Annotated in this window: 17 protein-coding genes, 1 tRNA gene and 1 pseudogene; 9 read left to right on the top strand and 10 right to left on the bottom strand. The window is 40.1% G+C overall.

Annotation, left to right across the window (positions count from 1 at the left end):
* Positions 1–68: 68 nt before the first annotated feature.
* The 3 genes from ACSC97_RS05290 (at position 69) to ACSC97_RS05280 (ending at position 3,231) form a co-directional block, all read left to right on the top strand.
* Positions 69–731: a 3'-5' exonuclease gene (locus ACSC97_RS05290; protein ID WP_436659623.1), complete on the top strand. Its 663-nt coding sequence runs from the start codon at positions 69–71 to the stop codon at positions 729–731.
* A 65-nt stretch (positions 732–796) separates the two neighbouring features.
* The gene (gene hisA / locus ACSC97_RS05285) at positions 797–1,528 is read left to right on the top strand and encodes a 1-(5-phosphoribosyl)-5-[(5-phosphoribosylamino)methylideneamino]imidazole-4-carboxamide isomerase (protein WP_004951455.1); all 732 of its coding nucleotides are present in this window, start codon (positions 797–799) and stop codon (positions 1,526–1,528) included.
* Positions 1,529–1,761: 233 nt separating this feature from the next.
* Positions 1,762–3,231 carry a SulP family inorganic anion transporter gene (locus ACSC97_RS05280; protein WP_199955482.1) on the top strand — a complete coding sequence of 490 codons (1,470 nt, stop codon included), beginning with the start codon at positions 1,762–1,764 and terminating at the stop codon, positions 3,229–3,231.
* Between the two features lie 61 nt (positions 3,232–3,292).
* Here ACSC97_RS05280 and ACSC97_RS05275 read toward each other — a convergent pair whose 3' ends face one another.
* Complete coding sequence (locus tag ACSC97_RS05275) at positions 3,293–3,844, bottom strand: helix-turn-helix domain-containing protein (RefSeq protein WP_199955481.1); 552 nt, start codon at positions 3,842–3,844, stop codon at positions 3,293–3,295.
* Between the two features lie 155 nt (positions 3,845–3,999).
* Here ACSC97_RS05275 and ACSC97_RS05270 point away from each other — a divergent pair, with 155 nt between their 5' ends.
* Positions 4,000–4,842, top strand: a complete 843-nt coding sequence (locus tag ACSC97_RS05270; RefSeq protein ID WP_436659636.1) for a DMT family transporter — start codon at positions 4,000–4,002, stop codon at positions 4,840–4,842.
* Between the two features lies 1 nt (position 4,843).
* Here ACSC97_RS05270 and ACSC97_RS05265 read toward each other — a convergent pair whose 3' ends face one another.
* Genes ACSC97_RS05265 through ACSC97_RS05245 form a run of 5 tightly spaced genes read right to left on the bottom strand, consistent with a single transcriptional unit; the run spans position 4,844 to position 7,698 of the window.
* Complete coding sequence (locus ACSC97_RS05265; RefSeq protein ID WP_436659620.1) at positions 4,844–5,170, bottom strand: antibiotic biosynthesis monooxygenase family protein; 327 nt, start codon at positions 5,168–5,170, stop codon at positions 4,844–4,846.
* Positions 5,160–5,663, bottom strand: a complete 504-nt coding sequence (locus ACSC97_RS05260) for a GNAT family N-acetyltransferase (protein ID WP_436659618.1) — start codon at positions 5,661–5,663, stop codon at positions 5,160–5,162. The genes ACSC97_RS05265 and ACSC97_RS05260 overlap by 11 nt, the downstream gene beginning before the upstream one ends.
* 37 nt (positions 5,664–5,700) lie before the next feature.
* Positions 5,701–6,093, bottom strand: a complete 393-nt coding sequence (locus tag ACSC97_RS05255) for a DUF4870 family protein (RefSeq protein ID WP_004909785.1) — start codon at positions 6,091–6,093, stop codon at positions 5,701–5,703.
* Between the two features lie 27 nt (positions 6,094–6,120).
* The gene (locus tag ACSC97_RS05250; protein ID WP_346808802.1) at positions 6,121–6,738 is read right to left on the bottom strand and encodes a DUF1294 domain-containing protein; all 618 of its coding nucleotides are present in this window, start codon (positions 6,736–6,738) and stop codon (positions 6,121–6,123) included.
* Positions 6,739–6,747: 9 nt separating this feature from the next.
* The gene (locus ACSC97_RS05245; RefSeq protein WP_436659616.1) at positions 6,748–7,698 is read right to left on the bottom strand and encodes a homoserine kinase; all 951 of its coding nucleotides are present in this window, start codon (positions 7,696–7,698) and stop codon (positions 6,748–6,750) included.
* Between the two features lie 112 nt (positions 7,699–7,810).
* Here ACSC97_RS05245 and hisF point away from each other — a divergent pair, with 112 nt between their 5' ends.
* On the top strand, positions 7,811–8,569 hold the full coding sequence (gene hisF / locus ACSC97_RS05240) for an imidazole glycerol phosphate synthase subunit HisF (RefSeq protein ID WP_004812244.1): 759 nt from the start codon (positions 7,811–7,813) through the stop codon (positions 8,567–8,569).
* A gap of 300 nt (positions 8,570–8,869) precedes the next feature.
* Here the strand turns inward: hisF and ACSC97_RS05235 are convergent, their stop codons facing one another.
* Positions 8,870–9,517, bottom strand: coding sequence for a sterol desaturase family protein (locus tag ACSC97_RS05235; RefSeq protein ID WP_129261401.1), 648 nt, complete (start codon positions 9,515–9,517; stop codon positions 8,870–8,872).
* Between the two features lie 115 nt (positions 9,518–9,632).
* Here ACSC97_RS05235 and ACSC97_RS05230 point away from each other — a divergent pair, with 115 nt between their 5' ends.
* Together ACSC97_RS05230 and aqpZ are read left to right on the top strand one after the other, a co-directional pair.
* Positions 9,633–10,643, top strand: coding sequence for an AraC family transcriptional regulator (locus ACSC97_RS05230; RefSeq protein ID WP_004951429.1), 1,011 nt, complete (start codon positions 9,633–9,635; stop codon positions 10,641–10,643).
* 164 nt (positions 10,644–10,807) lie between these two features.
* Positions 10,808–11,497 carry an aquaporin Z gene (aqpZ, locus tag ACSC97_RS05225; protein ID WP_099947949.1) on the top strand — a complete coding sequence of 230 codons (690 nt, stop codon included), beginning with the start codon at positions 10,808–10,810 and terminating at the stop codon, positions 11,495–11,497.
* A 52-nt stretch (positions 11,498–11,549) separates the two neighbouring features.
* Here the strand turns inward: aqpZ and ACSC97_RS05220 are convergent, their stop codons facing one another.
* From ACSC97_RS05220 to ACSC97_RS05210, 3 genes are all read right to left on the bottom strand, one after another.
* Positions 11,550–11,792 carry a hypothetical protein gene (locus ACSC97_RS05220; protein ID WP_004951422.1) on the bottom strand — a complete coding sequence of 81 codons (243 nt, stop codon included), beginning with the start codon at positions 11,790–11,792 and terminating at the stop codon, positions 11,550–11,552.
* A gap of 70 nt (positions 11,793–11,862) precedes the next feature.
* On the bottom strand, positions 11,863–12,936 hold the full coding sequence (locus ACSC97_RS05215; RefSeq protein WP_436659612.1) for a DNA/RNA non-specific endonuclease: 1,074 nt from the start codon (positions 12,934–12,936) through the stop codon (positions 11,863–11,865).
* Positions 12,937–13,094: 158 nt separating this feature from the next.
* Positions 13,095–14,972 carry a potassium transporter Kup gene (locus ACSC97_RS05210; RefSeq protein ID WP_436659610.1) on the bottom strand — a complete coding sequence of 626 codons (1,878 nt, stop codon included), beginning with the start codon at positions 14,970–14,972 and terminating at the stop codon, positions 13,095–13,097.
* A 123-nt stretch (positions 14,973–15,095) separates the two neighbouring features.
* On the opposite strand from ACSC97_RS05210, the gene ACSC97_RS05205 reads away from it, so the two are divergent.
* A tRNA-Ser gene (locus ACSC97_RS05205) sits at positions 15,096–15,186 on the top strand.
* Positions 15,187–15,287: 101 nt separating this feature from the next.
* A pseudogene (locus ACSC97_RS05200) lies at positions 15,288–16,096 on the top strand (IS5 family transposase); the annotation flags it as partial.
* Positions 16,097–16,160: the final 64 nt, after the last annotated feature.

Genomic DNA, 16,160 nt, shown 5'->3' with positions numbered 1-16,160 from the left:
TGGGAAAACTTGGCTTTTTCATTTGATCAAAACGGTTTAAGCTGAGTGAAACGATTTGAGCTCATTTCATGGAAATGCAACAACAAACTGCGCTTTTAAGCAAAGAACAAATACGCACCTTCCCTGCATTTCAAAACTTAAATCCAGATCGAATTTATGTCATCCAAACACTTGATCAGTGTTTACAAGTTGAAGCTGAGCTTGAATCTGTGCAAGTGTTCGGCTTTGACACAGAATCCAAACCAACCTTCAAAGTCGGTGAAAAATCAACAGGCCCTCACCTTATCCAGTTGTCTAGCTTGGAAAATGCTTATCTTTTTCAGGTGAATCCAGAAATATTGGCTTTCTTAAAACCTATTTTAGAAAATGAACAACAACTCAAAGTTGGTTTTGGTTTAAAAAATGATGCCAGTGGTTTTAGACGCAAAGGGATTGATCCAAACGGTCTGATTGATTTAGCAAAATGCTTTTCAAATTTTGGATATAACACCCAAGTCGGTGTACAAACGGCAATTGCTTTATTATTTCAGCGTTATTTTCCTAAAAGTAAAAAAATTAGCACCTCTAACTGGTCTGTTAAACAACTCAGCCCTCAACAAATCAATTATGCTGCGGCAGATGCTTATGCCGCGCGTATTATTTTTGAATATCTCTACCGGCATCAAAGTTTCACGTCACCACTTCAACAACAAATCGAAAGAATACTCACAGGTTCTCAATCCAAGACTTAGAGATTGATCAATACTTTGTTAATATGTAGCCAATTTTAATTTACGATGAAGCTAGGAGCGAAAGCATGCTAATCATCCCTGCAATTGACCTGAAAGATGGTAAATGTGTACGTTTAAAACAAGGACGCATGGAAGACGATACTGTTTTCTCTGATGATCCTGTGGCAACTGCACAACATTGGGTTGATGAAGGCGCACGTCGTTTACATTTAGTTGATTTAAATGGTGCTTTCGCTGGTACGCCAATTCACAAACCAGTGGTTGAAGCTATTGCGCGAGCACAACCTGAATTACCAATCCAAATTGGTGGTGGCATCCGTTCACTTGAAACCATCGAGCACTACTTAGATGCTGGCGTATCGTTTGTCATTATCGGTACCAAAGCAGTCAAAGAACCTGAATTTGTTGAAGAAGCATGTAAACAGTTTGCAGGTCGTATTATCGTTGGTATCGATGCGATCAATGGCATGGTTGCCACTGACGGTTGGGCAAATGTCACTGATGTCAAAGCGACTGATCTCGCTAAACGTTTCGCTGACGCTGGTGTATCTAGCATCGTCTACACTGATATTGCACGTGATGGCATGATGCAAGGTGTCAACGTTGAGCAAACTGTTCACTTAGCTCAATATTCAGGATTACCTGTTATTGCATCTGGTGGTGTCACCAATCTTGATGATGTACGCAACTTGAAAGGTCAATCAGGTATTTTAGGTGCAATCACAGGTCGAGCAATTTATGAGGGCACTTTAAGCCTTCGTGAAGCTCAACTTTTACTTGATGAACAATCACTTTAATTGTGTTTAGCTCTAGCGATTTGAATAATGGCTAGAGCTTTTTTCGCTTAAATGTTATCCTCATCCTGATTTTTATCTCGATCTTCAATTCTATAATGTCACTTACGCCACCCTAGTTTTTACAGCCCCCTCTTGTAAATAACTCATCACTGTCTAGTGATGTGGTGTAGTCGTGTGCTTTTTTATATCACATCACTAGCCTTTAAAATATTTTTCAAAAATAGGCTATTTCTATGTTTTCCAATGTACGAGAACAATGGTTCTCTAATATCCGTGCCGATGTGCTGGCGGGTCTTGTGGTCGGCTTAGCGCTGATTCCTGAGGCGATTGCATTTTCTATCATCGCGGGGGTTGATCCCAAAGTTGGTTTATATGCGTCCTTCTGTATTGCAGTCGTGATTTCTTTTGTTGGTGGGCGTCCTGCCATGATTTCAGCAGCGACGGGCGCAATGGCTTTGGTCATGGCAAGTCTAGTGAAAGAACATGGATTACAATATCTACTTGCAGCAACATTATTAACAGGTGTACTGCAAATTCTGGCGGGCTATTTAAAACTCGCAAAACTCATGCGATTTGTTTCTAAATCTGTGGTGATTGGCTTCGTTAACGCGCTTGCTATCCTCATTTTTATGGCGCAATTACCTGAATTGATCAATGTAACATGGCATGTATATGCATTAGTTGGCTTGGGTTTAACCATTATTTATCTCTTCCCTTTACTCCCTAAAATTGGAAAACTTATTCCCTCTCCTTTGGTCTGTATTATCCTTATTAGCCTGATCGCAGTAGGTTTCGGAATTGATATTCGCACTGTGGGAGATATGGGTGAATTACCAGATACACTGCCTGTATTCTTATTACCCGATATTCCTCTTAACCTAGAAACGCTACAAATCATTTTACCTTATTCGATTGCACTCGCAGCCGTGGGCTTACTTGAATCCATGATGACAGCCACGATTATCGATGAAATGACCGATACGCCAAGTGATAAATTCCAAGAATGTAAAGGTCAAGGGATAGCTAATATCGCATCTGGTTTTATGGGTGGGATGGCGGGGTGTGCCATGATTGGTCAATCCATGATTAATGTGAAATCTGGTGGTCTAACCCGATTATCAACATTTTCAGCAGGCGTATTTTTGCTGATCTTAGTCGTCTTTATTAGTGACTGGCTCAAAGTTATTCCTATGGCAGCATTGGTTGCCGTGATGATTATGGTCTCGATCAGCACATTTGAGTGGAAATCACTGACAGGTTTTAAATCTAATCCCAAAAGTAGTAACGTGGTTATGATTGCCACTGTTATTGTAGTTGTAGCAACCCATAACTTGGCACTCGGTGTACTCACAGGTGTATTACTATCCGCTTTATTCCTTGCCAATAAATTAGAAAATGATATTCGTGTTGAAAGCTATATAGAAAATGATGCACGAGTCTACGATTTAAAAGGTCAAATCTTTTTCAGCTCCTCAGAAAAATTCATGCAGGGTTTTAATTTCCAAGAACCAATTTCTAAGGTCATTATTGATTTAACTCATTCACATATTTGGGATGTAACTTCAGTGGCAATGCTAGATTCTGTGGTGAATAAGTTCCAAAGAAATGGAGTCAATGTCACGGTACGTGGGTTGAATGAAGCCAGCTCAATCATGATTGATAAATATGGAACACATACTAAACATCAGTTTGATGCAATTTAGTTCAACAGACTGACTCCATTAAGCATAAAAAAGCCAAACTTTCGTGTTTGGCTTTTTTAGATCAATAAATCACATTTCGAATAAAGCGAAGTATGTCAGTACCTTGATTGCTATAGCGATAAGGAACAGAACTATCAAATAAAAAAGATGTACCCGTTGCAACTAAATGTGTTTCAGAAGCAAATTCTAGACTCAGTTCACCTTCAATGACATAGATCAACTCCTGCCACCCTTGTTGATCAGGTTCGGCAATATAGGTCTCTCCAGCAGCCAATATCCATGTCCATAATTCGACTTGAGTACATGCAGGGATGGATGCATGTAAAGTTGCCTGACTCTCAAGATGAGTGCCTTGCCATGCCAAAGTCTTAACGACCGCAGAATCCACAAGCTCTGGTGCTGTCACAAGTTGCTTGAAATTCACATCTAAAGCATTTGCAATCGCATCCAGTTTCGTCAGACTAATATTCACCATTCCTGTTTCTAAAGATGCGATGGTACGTCGGCTGACTCCAGCCCGCTCTGCCAGCTCTTGCTGACTCAATTGGTGCTGGTTTCGATAAAAGCGAATATTCTGCCCTACATATTGCAATACCGCATCAGGATGATTCATGCAGTTTCACTCTCATTTGATTATGTGCAATATATTGCACAAATACATAAATTAATGCAACATGTGCAGTATATTGCACGTTGATTTGGAATTTGGTTTTGACAGCTTTCTCGCAATCACCTAGAGCAGCACAATTTGCATTGATTTTTATCACCATGATTTGGGGTGGGACTTTTCTAGCCGTGCAATATGCACTCAACTTTAGTACACCGATGTTTTTTGTCGGTTGTCGTTTTGCAGTTGCTGCGGCTGTAATTTTCCTACTTTCATTAAAATCCATGTCGGGTTTAACGCTCAAAGAAACGCTGGCTGGAACTGCTATCGGTATTATGATTGCGATTGGTTATGGCACTCAAACGATTGGTCTACAAAGTATTTTAAGTAGCGAATCGGCTTTTCTTACTGCGCTTTATGTTCCTTTAGTACCTATTCTCATGTGGGTTATTTTTCAAAAATCACCATCACTCATGACATGGATCGGCTCAGCATTAGCATTTACAGGCTTAGTCCTACTGACAGGAAATGGTTTTTCCAATATCACGCTCTCTTATGGACAAGTACTTACCCTGATCTGTGCTTTGGTGATTGCATTAGAGATTATTTTGATTGGTTATTTTGCAGGACGAGTAAATTTACGACGCGTTACTGTGATTCAACTTATGGTTGCCGCCCTACTCTCTTTCGCCAGTATGCCTTTAGTTGGTGAACATCAGCTACCAGCATTTTCATGGCCTCTCCTATTAATCGCAACTGGATTGGGGCTCGCCAGTGCTTTAATTCAGTTTGTTATGAACTGGGCACAAAGCATGGTTGATCCAAGTCGTGCAGCGATCATTTATGCAGGTGAACCTGTTTGGGCAGGTTTGATTGGAAGAATTGCAGGTGAGCGTTTGCCCTTACTCGCATTATTTGTCGGATTACTGGTGGTATTAGGTGTTTTGGTGAGTGAGCTCAAACTCAAAATCCTCAACTCTCCTCAAAACAATAAAGATGCTTAGCTTACTTTTCTTTTATTGGCGGCTCATTCTTCTTCAGTAGCATCTGAGGTTGATAATATTCAACGATTGGCATTGGATCATAGAAGGGATGTAATAAAGCTTTCCATTCTTTATAAGCAGCAGACTTTCTAAACCCTTCTGTGTGATCTTCAATATGATCCCAAAATATCATTAGAATATAGCGATGATCATCTTGAACATTTTTGATCAGCTGTACGGCATTTAATCCTGCCATCGGATAAATAATCGCTTTGGCTTTTTGAAATGCTGCCTCAAATGCCTGACTTTGATTAGGTTTAATTGTTAAATGCACATGCTCAATAATCATAATCCAACCTGTTTAAATGATTTTTACTAAAAACAGCATCACTTCCATCACAACCACTATATTTAAAATGGCATTTTTCCAATACACGTTTGGATGCATGATTATTTTGATCGACATAAGCCTCTATATTATTTATAGCATATTGTTGATTTAAATAGGTTTCAAGCCATTTTAAGGCTTGAGTTGCATAACCTTTATTCCAGAAATCCTTAAAAATGATATAGCCAACGTAAGCAGTTTGCTTATGAGGGAAAATGGTAGCTTGCAGCGTACCAATCGGTTGCTGTTGACTTGTGTCATCAAAAACCACCCAATTTACCCACACTTCTTCGAGTGTGCCTGAACCTTTGGCGAGTTGTCTAAACCGTTGTCTTAATCCTTCTCGCTCAGGATATTTCACGTCAGGAATAAAACGATATAGATCATCATCAAGCGTATATGAATAAATGAGATCTGCATGCTCAACAGTCAAAGGTTCATAATATAAACGCATCAAATAACTACCAATTCTTCAGGTTCAACACCTCAATTTACTGATACATAGGTTTATTGTCATTGAGAGCAATCAATCCACGTATTGCACGATATACAATCCAAACCCAAGCAGCGAAAATCACCGCTACACAGAAAACCGTTCCTGATAATGCAACACCCGCAAACGCATTCGGATTATCGCCTGTAAAAAACAAGAAGAAGAATGGAATAAAGGCAATGATATTCCAAGCGAGATACCACCAAAATGTCCGAATCTGCCAAGTAAAATGACTTTCAAAAATAGAGCCTCTTACATCGCTACGTTTTACATAGTTAATAATTAAGGCAATCACTGCCAATAATCCACCTGTAAAAATCGCAATGATATAAAGTACGTAAAGGACCAAAGTCAAAGTACGGTTCGGGTCTTGATCAACGGAATAATTCATTTTATTTATCTCCAGAAACGAACTCCCTCAATAGAACACATTGAGTGGAGAAATTAACCAACATATCAATAATATATGGAAGACTATGGTACAGAAATAAATCTTACGAAACGGTTGTTTTTGTGTTTTATGTCTCAGTTTTTGTTGTGCTAACCAACCTGCACACCATCCTCCAAGCGAATCCACGATATGTAAGGTTTGCTCAGGAATACGGCGATTCCCCAATTGTGCCGCCTCTTTGTCTTGAGCATATAGCCAATAACTCAAGACATTCATCAAACTGACGAACAATAAAGTATAAGGCGGTAATAATTTACTAAAGCTCGCGATGACCATGAATACAATATAAATCACAATGGCAATTTGCATCGCTGTCCAACGTTTAGCAGGCTTCGCAGCTGAAGGTTTCGGCTTATGTTCAAATACTTGGGCTGCTTTTAGATAACTGACTTGCTGAGCGCGATAACGACCACGCTCATCCAAGATCACCAAGTACTCCAAAGCACAACCTACAATAGGTCGAGGACCTGTACGAGCAAAGTCCTTGATGTGTAAAAAGACCCGATCTTTGTGCTTATCATTCGGTTGAATAAAACCATAGCCTTTATCATCAAACCATTCTACTAAACGACCTTGGTCTCGCATGCTTTTTCCTTAAGCTTGAACTTTTTGTAAACGATCTTGCAGCATCATCCGCATTTCCATCGGGTCTTTTTGGGAAATGTCTTCACCAGTACGACCCTGTTCCGCATTTTTTTGTGCAACTTGGAGACGCATACTCCAGAAACGACATGCAGCCATTGCCAAGAAAACATTTAAACACGCTAACTCGTCAGCTGTGAGTTGACGAATGCTTTGATACGCTGCAAGGAAAGCCTCCGCCTTGGCTTGGTCTAAATGAGCGTTTGGATAAGCTGTACAAAAATCATTGATACTAATCGCAATATCAAATAAAAACTCATCTTGATTTAACTCATAAAAATCAAGAATCCCTCGTAATTGATCGCCTTCAAACAAGGTGTTATCTCTAAATAGATCAGAATGAATAAAACCGACAGGACGATCAGGATATTGCTGTGTAATTTTGGCAAATTGCTGAAAAACTTGATCCAATAGGAATTGATCATCGTCATTCATATTGGGTCTCAGTTGCTCTGCTACATCTGACCAATACTGATGATTACGATTAAAATCACGCTTTAAAGGAAAACCTTTCAACGCCACATGAATTTTTGCTTGAGCCTGAGCAATCGCTTGGATTTGTAATAATGTTGCTTCTTCTGGATGTTCACCCATCAAGCGTGGGGCGATTTGTGCAGGTTTATCTGCAATGCTATGAATGGCTTGACCATGATGTTTCAATGGTACAGCAACGGCAACCCCTGCCTCTCCCAAACAGTCTAGTACAGGAACTAGCTCACCAGCTCCTTCAGCATCAAGCTCTTCAAAAACAGTAAGAACGTAATGTTTTTGAGTTTGATCCACCAAAAAATAGTTGGTGTTTTGAATACCGCCTTGGATTGGAATCAGGTCAATCACTGCCAAACCATAAGGTTCAGCAAAAGCTTGAACATCTTCTAAACTCAACGGGGTATAAACCGACATGGAAAACCTGCAAAAAATAGCTGTGAAGTTTGATAGAATACCCTTTCCCTCCATGAAGGTGTAGCACCAGAGTCGGTCTCCTTTCTCTATTGGCGATTTTTTGGAAAATTTTATGCTCGCAAAACGTATTATCCCTTGCTTAGATGTTGATAATGGTCGAGTCGTCAAAGGCGTTCAATTCCTTGATATTCGTGATGCAGGTGATCCTGTCGAAGTTGCACGTCGTTATAACGAACAAGGTGCCGATGAAATTACCTTTTTAGATATTACTGCTACCCATCATGGACGCGATACGACTTACCGTACTGTTGAGCGCATGGCTGAGAGTGTCTTTGTACCTTTAACCGTAGGCGGTGGTGTACGTAAAGTCGAAGATATCCGTTTACTTCTGAATGCTGGTGCAGACAAAGTCAGTATCAACTCGGCAGCGGTGTTCAACCCTGAATTTGTTCAAGAAGCATCCCAACGTTTTGGTGCTCAATGTATCGTGGTTGCAATTGATGCGAAAAAAACTGGCGAAAATAAGTGGGAAATTTTTACCCACGGTGGACGTAAGCCAACAGGTATTGATGCAATAGAATGGGCTGTCAAAATGGCAGACTTTGGTGCAGGTGAATTACTGATTACCAGTATGGATGCCGATGGAACCAAAGCAGGCTATGACATCGCTTTAATGCGTCAAATCAATGATCGTGTCACGATTCCAACGATTGCTTCAGGTGGTGTAGGAAATTTACAACATTTGGCAGATGGTATTTTGAAAGGTGGCGCAGATGCTGTACTTGCCGCTTCCATTTTCCACTTTGGTCAACATACGATTCCTGAAGCGAAAAAATATTTAGCTGAGCAAGGCATTGAAATGCGCCTTTAAGCAATAAAAATAGCTAGATCCAAACCTCTCAATGCGATTGCTTGAGAGGTTTTTTATTCGGCAAATTTTAGTCAAAAAAATACCTTGCTCAGCAAGGTATATGAAAATGCGTTTATACAACGCTAGAGGATAAACGAAAAACAATAAATTTGGATAAATATCAAGCAACAAAAAGGCTTGGGCTAAATTAGCGAGATATTCAGCAAAAATATTGACATTAAAAACCAATTTTATTGACAATTCACGACATAAGCACACGACCAGCATCATGTTTTGTCAAAATACCCTCTTCACGCTTTATCAAGATGCAACCGACACTTTTTCGATCTCTTTTGTCTCAGCGGCGGTCACCAATTTTGGTTTCTGTTCTACCCATTTTGCAGGAAATACTGATTCAATCGCTTCAGTTAATATCTTCGAAATCGGTGCAGGTAAAGGCAGACCCAATGGATTGGCTTCTTTCAAATCTGCAGAAGACACCACACGCGTCCCCATCACATAATCAAACCAAGGACGAGTCACACACCAATTTGCATCTTGGTTCGAGTTCATGTGGTGATCATAGTGCCACGGGATCGTGCGCTTCGCCCAATCAGGCTCAAGATGGGCACGGCGATGAACATAATAATAATTCCCCGCACTATAAATCGCTGCAAGTGCCATGCCTTTTGAAAAAGGATAGAACACAACACTTGCCACACCTGCGGCTACAGCAAGTGACATTAACTCATTACGCGTACGCCAGTGATCAATGCCTTCCACATAACATTCATCCGAGAAATCTTGTTTACGTACTTCACGATGATGCGCCCAATGCGACTCCATGCTTTTAGGAACAGGGCTATAACGGGGTTGCCCAGGACGATGCACACCATGCAAAACGTATTTATGTGCGAACCATTCAAATGCATTTGCAACCGCTAAACCAGCGATAAAACCCTTGATCATTTTGATCTCCTAAACTGTGCTTCTTTTTATTTAAGATATAAATTTTTGTAGGCGAAGTATTGACGATACGATATATTAATATTGACAAAACACGACAATAAGAGGAACAGACAGGATGTCTCAACTCAAGAATTATACAGGATCAGTTTACGGTGGCTTGGGGCATTTACTGGCGACTTATTGTGAAGCTAAAAATCTAGCTTTACCTGAACAATTACAAAAAATTCAAAACCTTGAACGCTTTGATTATGTCATTTGGCGGGATCTACTTGAAGAGTTGAATCAACTACATCCAAAAATCGGTTTAGGATTAGAAATTGCGGAATACGTCCAACCTAAGCATTTAGGGATTATTGCTTACTTAGCCTTATCTTGTGAAAGTCTTGGTGAAGCTTTAGCACGCTATCATGATTTTCATCGACTTATTTATGATGGAAGTCCTTTAATTGTTGAATTTAATCAACCCTATGCATCTATTCGTTGGGAAGCACCTGAACTACACCCCACTCAACTGACAGACGAAATTGCAATAGCACTGATGGTGCAATTCCTTAAACTGTTTATGTCAGGGGAAATGATCCATTTACACGAAGTTCATTTTGTGAATCCTGCACCTAAAAACCTCACGGTGTATGAACAGTATTTCCACTGCAAAGTTCGTTTTGATCAACCTAAGACTCAGCTCTTACTCCCGATTACTGAAGCATTCAAACCACTAAAAACAGGTGATCACACCCTGCAACAATTGTTATTGCAACAAGCTCAGGCACTATTAGATAAACTACCGAATTCAACACAATTAGATCAGCGTTTACAACATGCAATTTTAACGGGCTTACAGAAGAATCAATATCAGATTGATTTTATCGCTGAGAAATTGGGACTTTCTGTACGACAATTACAGCGTCATTTACAGCAGCAAAACACAACCTTTCAGGAGCGTGTCCAACAAGTCCGCTTTATGTTGGCTACAGAATACTTAAAAGATCCGCACCTGAGTTTGCAAGAAATCTCTTTATTACTTTGCTACTCAGAACAAAGCGCTTTTCAACGTGCTTTTAAACTTTGGACAGGACAAACTCCTCAACAATGGCGAAAACACAACACAACTTACAGTTCTTTATAAAAACGCTTAATGTTCTCACCATTTTACAATTGATCACTAATTAAACAATCCTTATACAAGATTCAGTGACCTATGCTTATAAATTCACATTAATTTCACAGGCACAATAATTAACCATCCATCCAATGGGTGCTTTTATTCTTATAATTAATTTGGTGATAACAATGAACAAATATTTAGCAGAATTTCTCGGAACGTTTTGGTTAGTGTTTGGTGGTTGTGGAAGTGCCGTACTTGCCGCCGCATTTCCAGAACTCGGAATTGGTTTTCTAGGAGTGGCTTTCGCTTTTGGCCTTACTGTCTTAACAGGCGCTTATGCATTTGGACATATTTCTGGCGCTCATTTTAACCCTGCAGTAAGTGTCGGTTTATGGGTGGGTGGTCGTCTTGATGCCAAAGATCTCGCTCCCTATATTATTTCTCAGGTTGTGGGTGCAACTTTTGCAGCGCTGATTCTTTATATGATTGTACAAGGACAAGCCGGCTTTGCAGGCACAGGTGGATTCGCAACCAATGGTTATGGAGAGTTATCGCCAAATCACTTTTCTCTAGCTTCAGCGTTCTTAATTGAAGTCGTTCTAACAGCCGTCTTTTTAATTATTATTTTATTATCAACTCATCAAAATGCTCCAGCAGGTTTTGCACCGATTGCAATTGGTTTAACCCTCACCGTAATTCATTTAATCAGTATTCCTGTGACGAATACATCCGTGAATCCTGCGCGTAGTACGGGTGTGGCTTTCTTTGCAGAAACTGCGGCACTTGGTCAATTATGGTTATTCTGGATTGCACCAATTGTAGGTGCAGTTATTGGTGCTCTCATATACAAAGTGGTTGCTACACCCCGAAATTAAATGATCACTCAATAAAAAAAACAGCCACTATATGGCTGTTTTTTTTATTGGATTATAAAAATGGATTCTCTATTTCCTGCTCTGGCTTTCGCTCGATCTGTGCTGGTAATTCCTCTTTTTCTAAAGCGGTCACCACATCATTGATCAATTGCTGTAAAGCTTTAGCTGCTTTTAATCCCACTTGATCTTTTGTAATCTGCAAATTACCGTACAAACTGACGCAGTCCACTTGGTTTTCAAGCGTCAAATCATAAATCGAAGATGATTCATTTCCAGTTTCAAATGGTTTAAACATTTTCTACTCACTTTATTATTGTCGGGCTATATTCTGAATCTAAATCAATTTACAGCCAAGAGCGATTCGATTATCGCAACAATTGTAAGAAATACTGCACAAGTGCATCCACCAATTGTTTAATTAAAGCTTGTTTGGTTTCTTCATCAATTTGCGGAAGACTACTCTGTGAAGTTTGGCTTTGACCCGAACTAAACTGTTTTTGCTGTGCCTGTATCGCTTCTGTAGTCGCTTCTTCAGCACATTGACTTTGACCATCCCAATGTGAATAGCTGATCTCTTTATTGGCTTTTACCTGTTGAGCCGATAATGGTAAATGATAAATATTGCGCTTTTGCTGTTCAGTCAGTTGTGGAAATAAATTAATCCCTAATTTTTCTTCTAGATAACAAACGCTCACCACCTCAACCTGTTCAGAATTATTATTTGGTGCGTAATAAACCCCAATAATCCCTTGTTTAGGTAAGTACACAGCTTTATAAACCGCAGTCGGGACAATCACACCGCTACCGATCGTTTTGAGTCGTTTTCCTTCAAAAACTGGACCTGTTACAACATATGCATCTTTATGATGTTTGGTCACAACTGCACGGACAGCCTCTTCAAGTTTTCGCCAAACTTCCTGATTGTTTTTAGGTGCTTGAGGCACCATGTTGGCTAAAGAAAAACTATCATATTGTGCAGCAGTATTGTTCATATCTGCATTGGGTGCCATATGCCCACGATCATATCCTGAACCACGATAGTCCGATAACAATGCTCGATGAGCCATTTGTACACGTGTTTCTTCGTGGAAATTATCTTCGCGTTTAATTTTTATACTTAATCGATCAGGGCTTAAATACTCGGCTGACCATAGTGGCGTTTTTGAAACACCTGAATACATGACATTAAAATCATTAAAACATAAGGCATAGCTATGTTTGGTTAAGCTTTCCTTATTGAGCAATGGAGGAACTTCACGATAAAACTGATTAAGACACGCTCCATTACTTGATTGTAATGGAATGAATTTAGAAATCTTTTCACTACCAAAGGCTATCGCAAAGCTTCCTGTTGCGATCAACGCGAGCAGCACTTTTCCAGTATTTTTGCTCAAAAAAGTAGTTTGTGATTTACCTTTTCTCGTTGTTTTCTTTGCCATGACTACATCAAAACCTTTAAGAATGCGAAGCTTAACAACTCAAAAGCTTGATGTATATTGCGTTCCGAGCATGAACGACAATTTATGTCGCAAAACTGTACAATTGATCAGCAGACAATAAAAAAGGCACGCGAACGTGCCTTTTTTAAAACCAGTTCTTAAATTTCGATTTGACTACCTAACTCGACGACACGGTTAGTCGGAATTTGATAAAAATCACTTACAGGGCTGGTATTCCGTTGCATTGAGATAAATAATCGTTCACGCCACGGAGACATTCCATCACCAACACTGTGCACGATACGATCACGTGAAATGAAGAAACTAATCTGCATCAAGTCATATTCAAATTCTAATTGCTCATATGCTTGCATTAATGCACGTGGAACATTTGGCTCATCTTTAAATCCATAGAAGATTTTAATGCGATAGAAATGCTCATTTAGTGTTTCGACTTGCACCCGCTCCTCTTGAGGAACAAAAGGAACATCTTCAATCACAACCGTGACTAGAATATTTCGCTCATGCAATACTTTGTTGTGCTTAATATTATGCAACATCGCATGAGGTACAACATTAGGCGTACCTGTCAAAAATACTGCATCGCCAGGCACACGATGGACATTATCCCCCAGACTTCGGACGAATAAATCCAAAGATAAAGTATCGTGTTCCAATTTGGCAAAGGTCAACTCACGACCACGCTTCCAAGTCATTAGAATCATGACCGCGATACTGCCGATGAGTAAAGGAACCCAACCACCAGAGAACATTTTTAATGAAGCAGCCGCAACCAGTACCGACTCCAAGAGGAAAAATGGAATAATTAAAAGCAATACTTTAGGTAGGCTCCATTTCCATGCATAGAAAACAAAGATCGCAACCAGAATGGTGTCACATAACATCGTTAAGGTCACAGCTAAACCATAAGCACTTGCAAGGTTTGAGCTGGTCTTAAAGATTAAGATCAAAATTACAATCGCGACGAGAAGCAACCAATTCAGGAATGGGACATAAATCTGACCTTCTTCTGAATCTGATGTATGTTTAATACTTAAACGTGGCAAATACCCCAATTGAATCGCCTGACGTGCAAGTGAAAAAACCCCTGAAATAACCGCTTGTGATGCGATCACAGCTGCCATAGTTGCCAAGATAATCATTGGATATAAGGCCCAACTCGGTACCAATAAATAAAATGGGTTTTCGATCGCAGCAGGGTTACGAAGTAGCAATGCACCTTGACCCGCGTAATTTAACACCAAGCATGGTAAAACGACGGTGAACCAACCAAAGCGAATTGGACGAGGACCGAAATGTCCCATATCCGCATATAAAGCCTCACCACCTGTCACGGTAAGGACTACAGCTCCCATAATGAAAAAGGACTGTAAAGGATGAGTAAAAATAAATTGGATTGCCCAATGCGGACTCACCATACCCAAAACCACAGGTGTCTGGATGACACTCACAATTCCGAGAATACCTAATGACAAAAACCAAAGTAAGGTAATTGGACCAAAAAATTTCCCGACAAAAGCTGTTCCATGTTTTTGCATCAAAAACAAGGTCGTAACGATCACAATTGCGATCGGTACAATAAAAGGATCGAGTACATCTGTTGCGATGGATAAGCCTTCCACTGCGGAGAGGACTGAAATTGCAGGAGTGATGATGCCATCACCAAAAAAGAGTGATGCGCCAATAAACCCAATTGCAATCAAGTAAATTTTTTTAGTATCTGATATTTTGGCTTTACGCAAATTCAAGGCCAGTAAAGCCATGATTCCACCTTCACCATTATTGTCTGCTCGCATAACAATAGCGATGTATTTGATACTAATAATGAGCATCAAACACCAGAAGATAATGGACAGGATACCCAATACATTTTCAGGCTGAATCCCGAGTCCATGTGCAGCATGAAATGATTCTTTCAATGCATACAGTGGACTTGTTCCAATGTCTCCAAAGACTACCCCTAGTGCTGCTAGTGCCGTAGCGGGCAACGCTGCTTTTTTTGCAGTACTTTGCATATATTGTCTTCAATATAAAACGTGACTTGACGCAATATTATCATTAGACAAGAAGTTTTTCTGCAAATCTGTTTCGCTATAACTTGGCAGCCTGCTTTTTTTTAGTTACTATCGCACCCCATTGGTGAGGTGTCCGAGTGGCTGAAGGAGCACGCCTGGAAAGTGTGTAAACGTTTATAGCGTTTCGAGGGTTCGAATCCCTCTCTCACCGCCAAATTTAGTTTTCATGATGTCTCATAGAGTCCTAAAAGCTTAAATCTAAAGGGTTTAAGCTTTTTTATTGCCTTATACGGCTTTTTGCACAAACCTCTGCTAAAAGGTAAACAAGGACGAAATCAAACTTACTCCGATGCAGCAATTCAATGCTGCCTCATGATGAAATCTCTATTTCGGCTCTCTTTGCGTATGGTTACGGGCTTTGTTTAAAGCCTCATTAAACTCTGTGGCTTGAATTGGACAGCACCAGATTATTCGACCCTCTGTCGCAGAAAAAAGTATATTTATATTGCGATTCTCTATCACAAAAGTCGTTATGGTTTACACTTACTCGTCGACTCTACGGGTTTAAAATTCTTAGGTGAAGGTGAATGGAAGCGTAAGAAACATCAGCCTGAATACCGTCACCAATCGCGAAAACTGCATATTGGGATCGATGCCGAAACGCTGCAAATACGAGCTGTTCAGCTCACCACAAACAATGTCAGTGATTCACAGGTGCTGGAGGATTTACTAAAGCAGATTCCTGAAAGTGAGCGAATTGATTCGGTCTATACGGATGGGGCTTATGACACAAAATACTGCCGACAAGTGATTGCCGATCGGCAAGCTCATGCGGTGATTCCACCTAGAAAGAATGCCAAGCCCTGGAAAGATTCTAAAAGCAGTTCAGTAGAACGAAACGAGTTACTTCAAACGATTAAACATTTAGGCAGAACCATATGAAAAAATGGTCGGGTTATCATCGTCGAAGTTTGGTGGAGACCAAGATGCATTGCATCAAATTATTAGGAGATAAACTGAGTGCACGGAATTTTCAAAGCCAAGTCAATGAAATACATGCACGTGTGGTAGTGCTAAATCGATTTACGGAATTAGGTAGACTACATACCCAAGTCGTCTGTTAAATTTGAATGACTTGGGGGAAATTCGGCTTTTGAATGTTTATGCAACAAAGCCGTTTTGCTGTTC

Source organism: Acinetobacter sp. P1(2025) (assembly GCF_051390655.1).
GTDB classification, from domain to species: Bacteria; Pseudomonadota; Gammaproteobacteria; order Pseudomonadales; family Moraxellaceae; genus Acinetobacter; species Acinetobacter junii.
The sequence above is the reverse complement of the archived record's forward strand: the minus strand, read 5'-3'. Positions and strand labels throughout refer to the sequence as shown.

Coding starts and splice junctions, on each gene's coding strand:
- ACSC97_RS05290 (WP_436659623.1), top strand. CDS start 69: ATGGAAATGCAACAACAAACTGCGCTTTTAAGCAAAGAACAAATACGC.
- hisA (WP_004951455.1), top strand. CDS start 797: ATGCTAATCATCCCTGCAATTGACCTGAAAGATGGTAAATGTGTACGT.
- ACSC97_RS05280 (WP_199955482.1), top strand. CDS start 1,762: ATGTTTTCCAATGTACGAGAACAATGGTTCTCTAATATCCGTGCCGAT.
- ACSC97_RS05275 (WP_199955481.1), bottom strand. CDS start 3,844: ATGAATCATCCTGATGCGGTATTGCAATATGTAGGGCAGAATATTCGC.
- ACSC97_RS05270 (WP_436659636.1), top strand. CDS start 4,000: ATGATTTGGGGTGGGACTTTTCTAGCCGTGCAATATGCACTCAACTTT.
- ACSC97_RS05265 (WP_436659620.1), bottom strand. CDS start 5,170: ATGATTATTGAGCATGTGCATTTAACAATTAAACCTAATCAAAGTCAG.
- ACSC97_RS05260 (WP_436659618.1), bottom strand. CDS start 5,663: ATGCGTTTATATTATGAACCTTTGACTGTTGAGCATGCAGATCTCATT.
- ACSC97_RS05255 (WP_004909785.1), bottom strand. CDS start 6,093: ATGAATTATTCCGTTGATCAAGACCCGAACCGTACTTTGACTTTGGTC.
- ACSC97_RS05250 (WP_346808802.1), bottom strand. CDS start 6,738: ATGCGAGACCAAGGTCGTTTAGTAGAATGGTTTGATGATAAAGGCTAT.
- ACSC97_RS05245 (WP_436659616.1), bottom strand. CDS start 7,698: ATGTCGGTTTATACCCCGTTGAGTTTAGAAGATGTTCAAGCTTTTGCT.
- hisF (WP_004812244.1), top strand. CDS start 7,811: ATGCTCGCAAAACGTATTATCCCTTGCTTAGATGTTGATAATGGTCGA.
- ACSC97_RS05235 (WP_129261401.1), bottom strand. CDS start 9,517: ATGATCAAGGGTTTTATCGCTGGTTTAGCGGTTGCAAATGCATTTGAA.
- ACSC97_RS05230 (WP_004951429.1), top strand. CDS start 9,633: ATGTCTCAACTCAAGAATTATACAGGATCAGTTTACGGTGGCTTGGGG.
- aqpZ (WP_099947949.1), top strand. CDS start 10,808: ATGAACAAATATTTAGCAGAATTTCTCGGAACGTTTTGGTTAGTGTTT.
- ACSC97_RS05220 (WP_004951422.1), bottom strand. CDS start 11,792: ATGTTTAAACCATTTGAAACTGGAAATGAATCATCTTCGATTTATGAT.
- ACSC97_RS05215 (WP_436659612.1), bottom strand. CDS start 12,936: ATGGCAAAGAAAACAACGAGAAAAGGTAAATCACAAACTACTTTTTTG.
- ACSC97_RS05210 (WP_436659610.1), bottom strand. CDS start 14,972: ATGCAAAGTACTGCAAAAAAAGCAGCGTTGCCCGCTACGGCACTAGCA.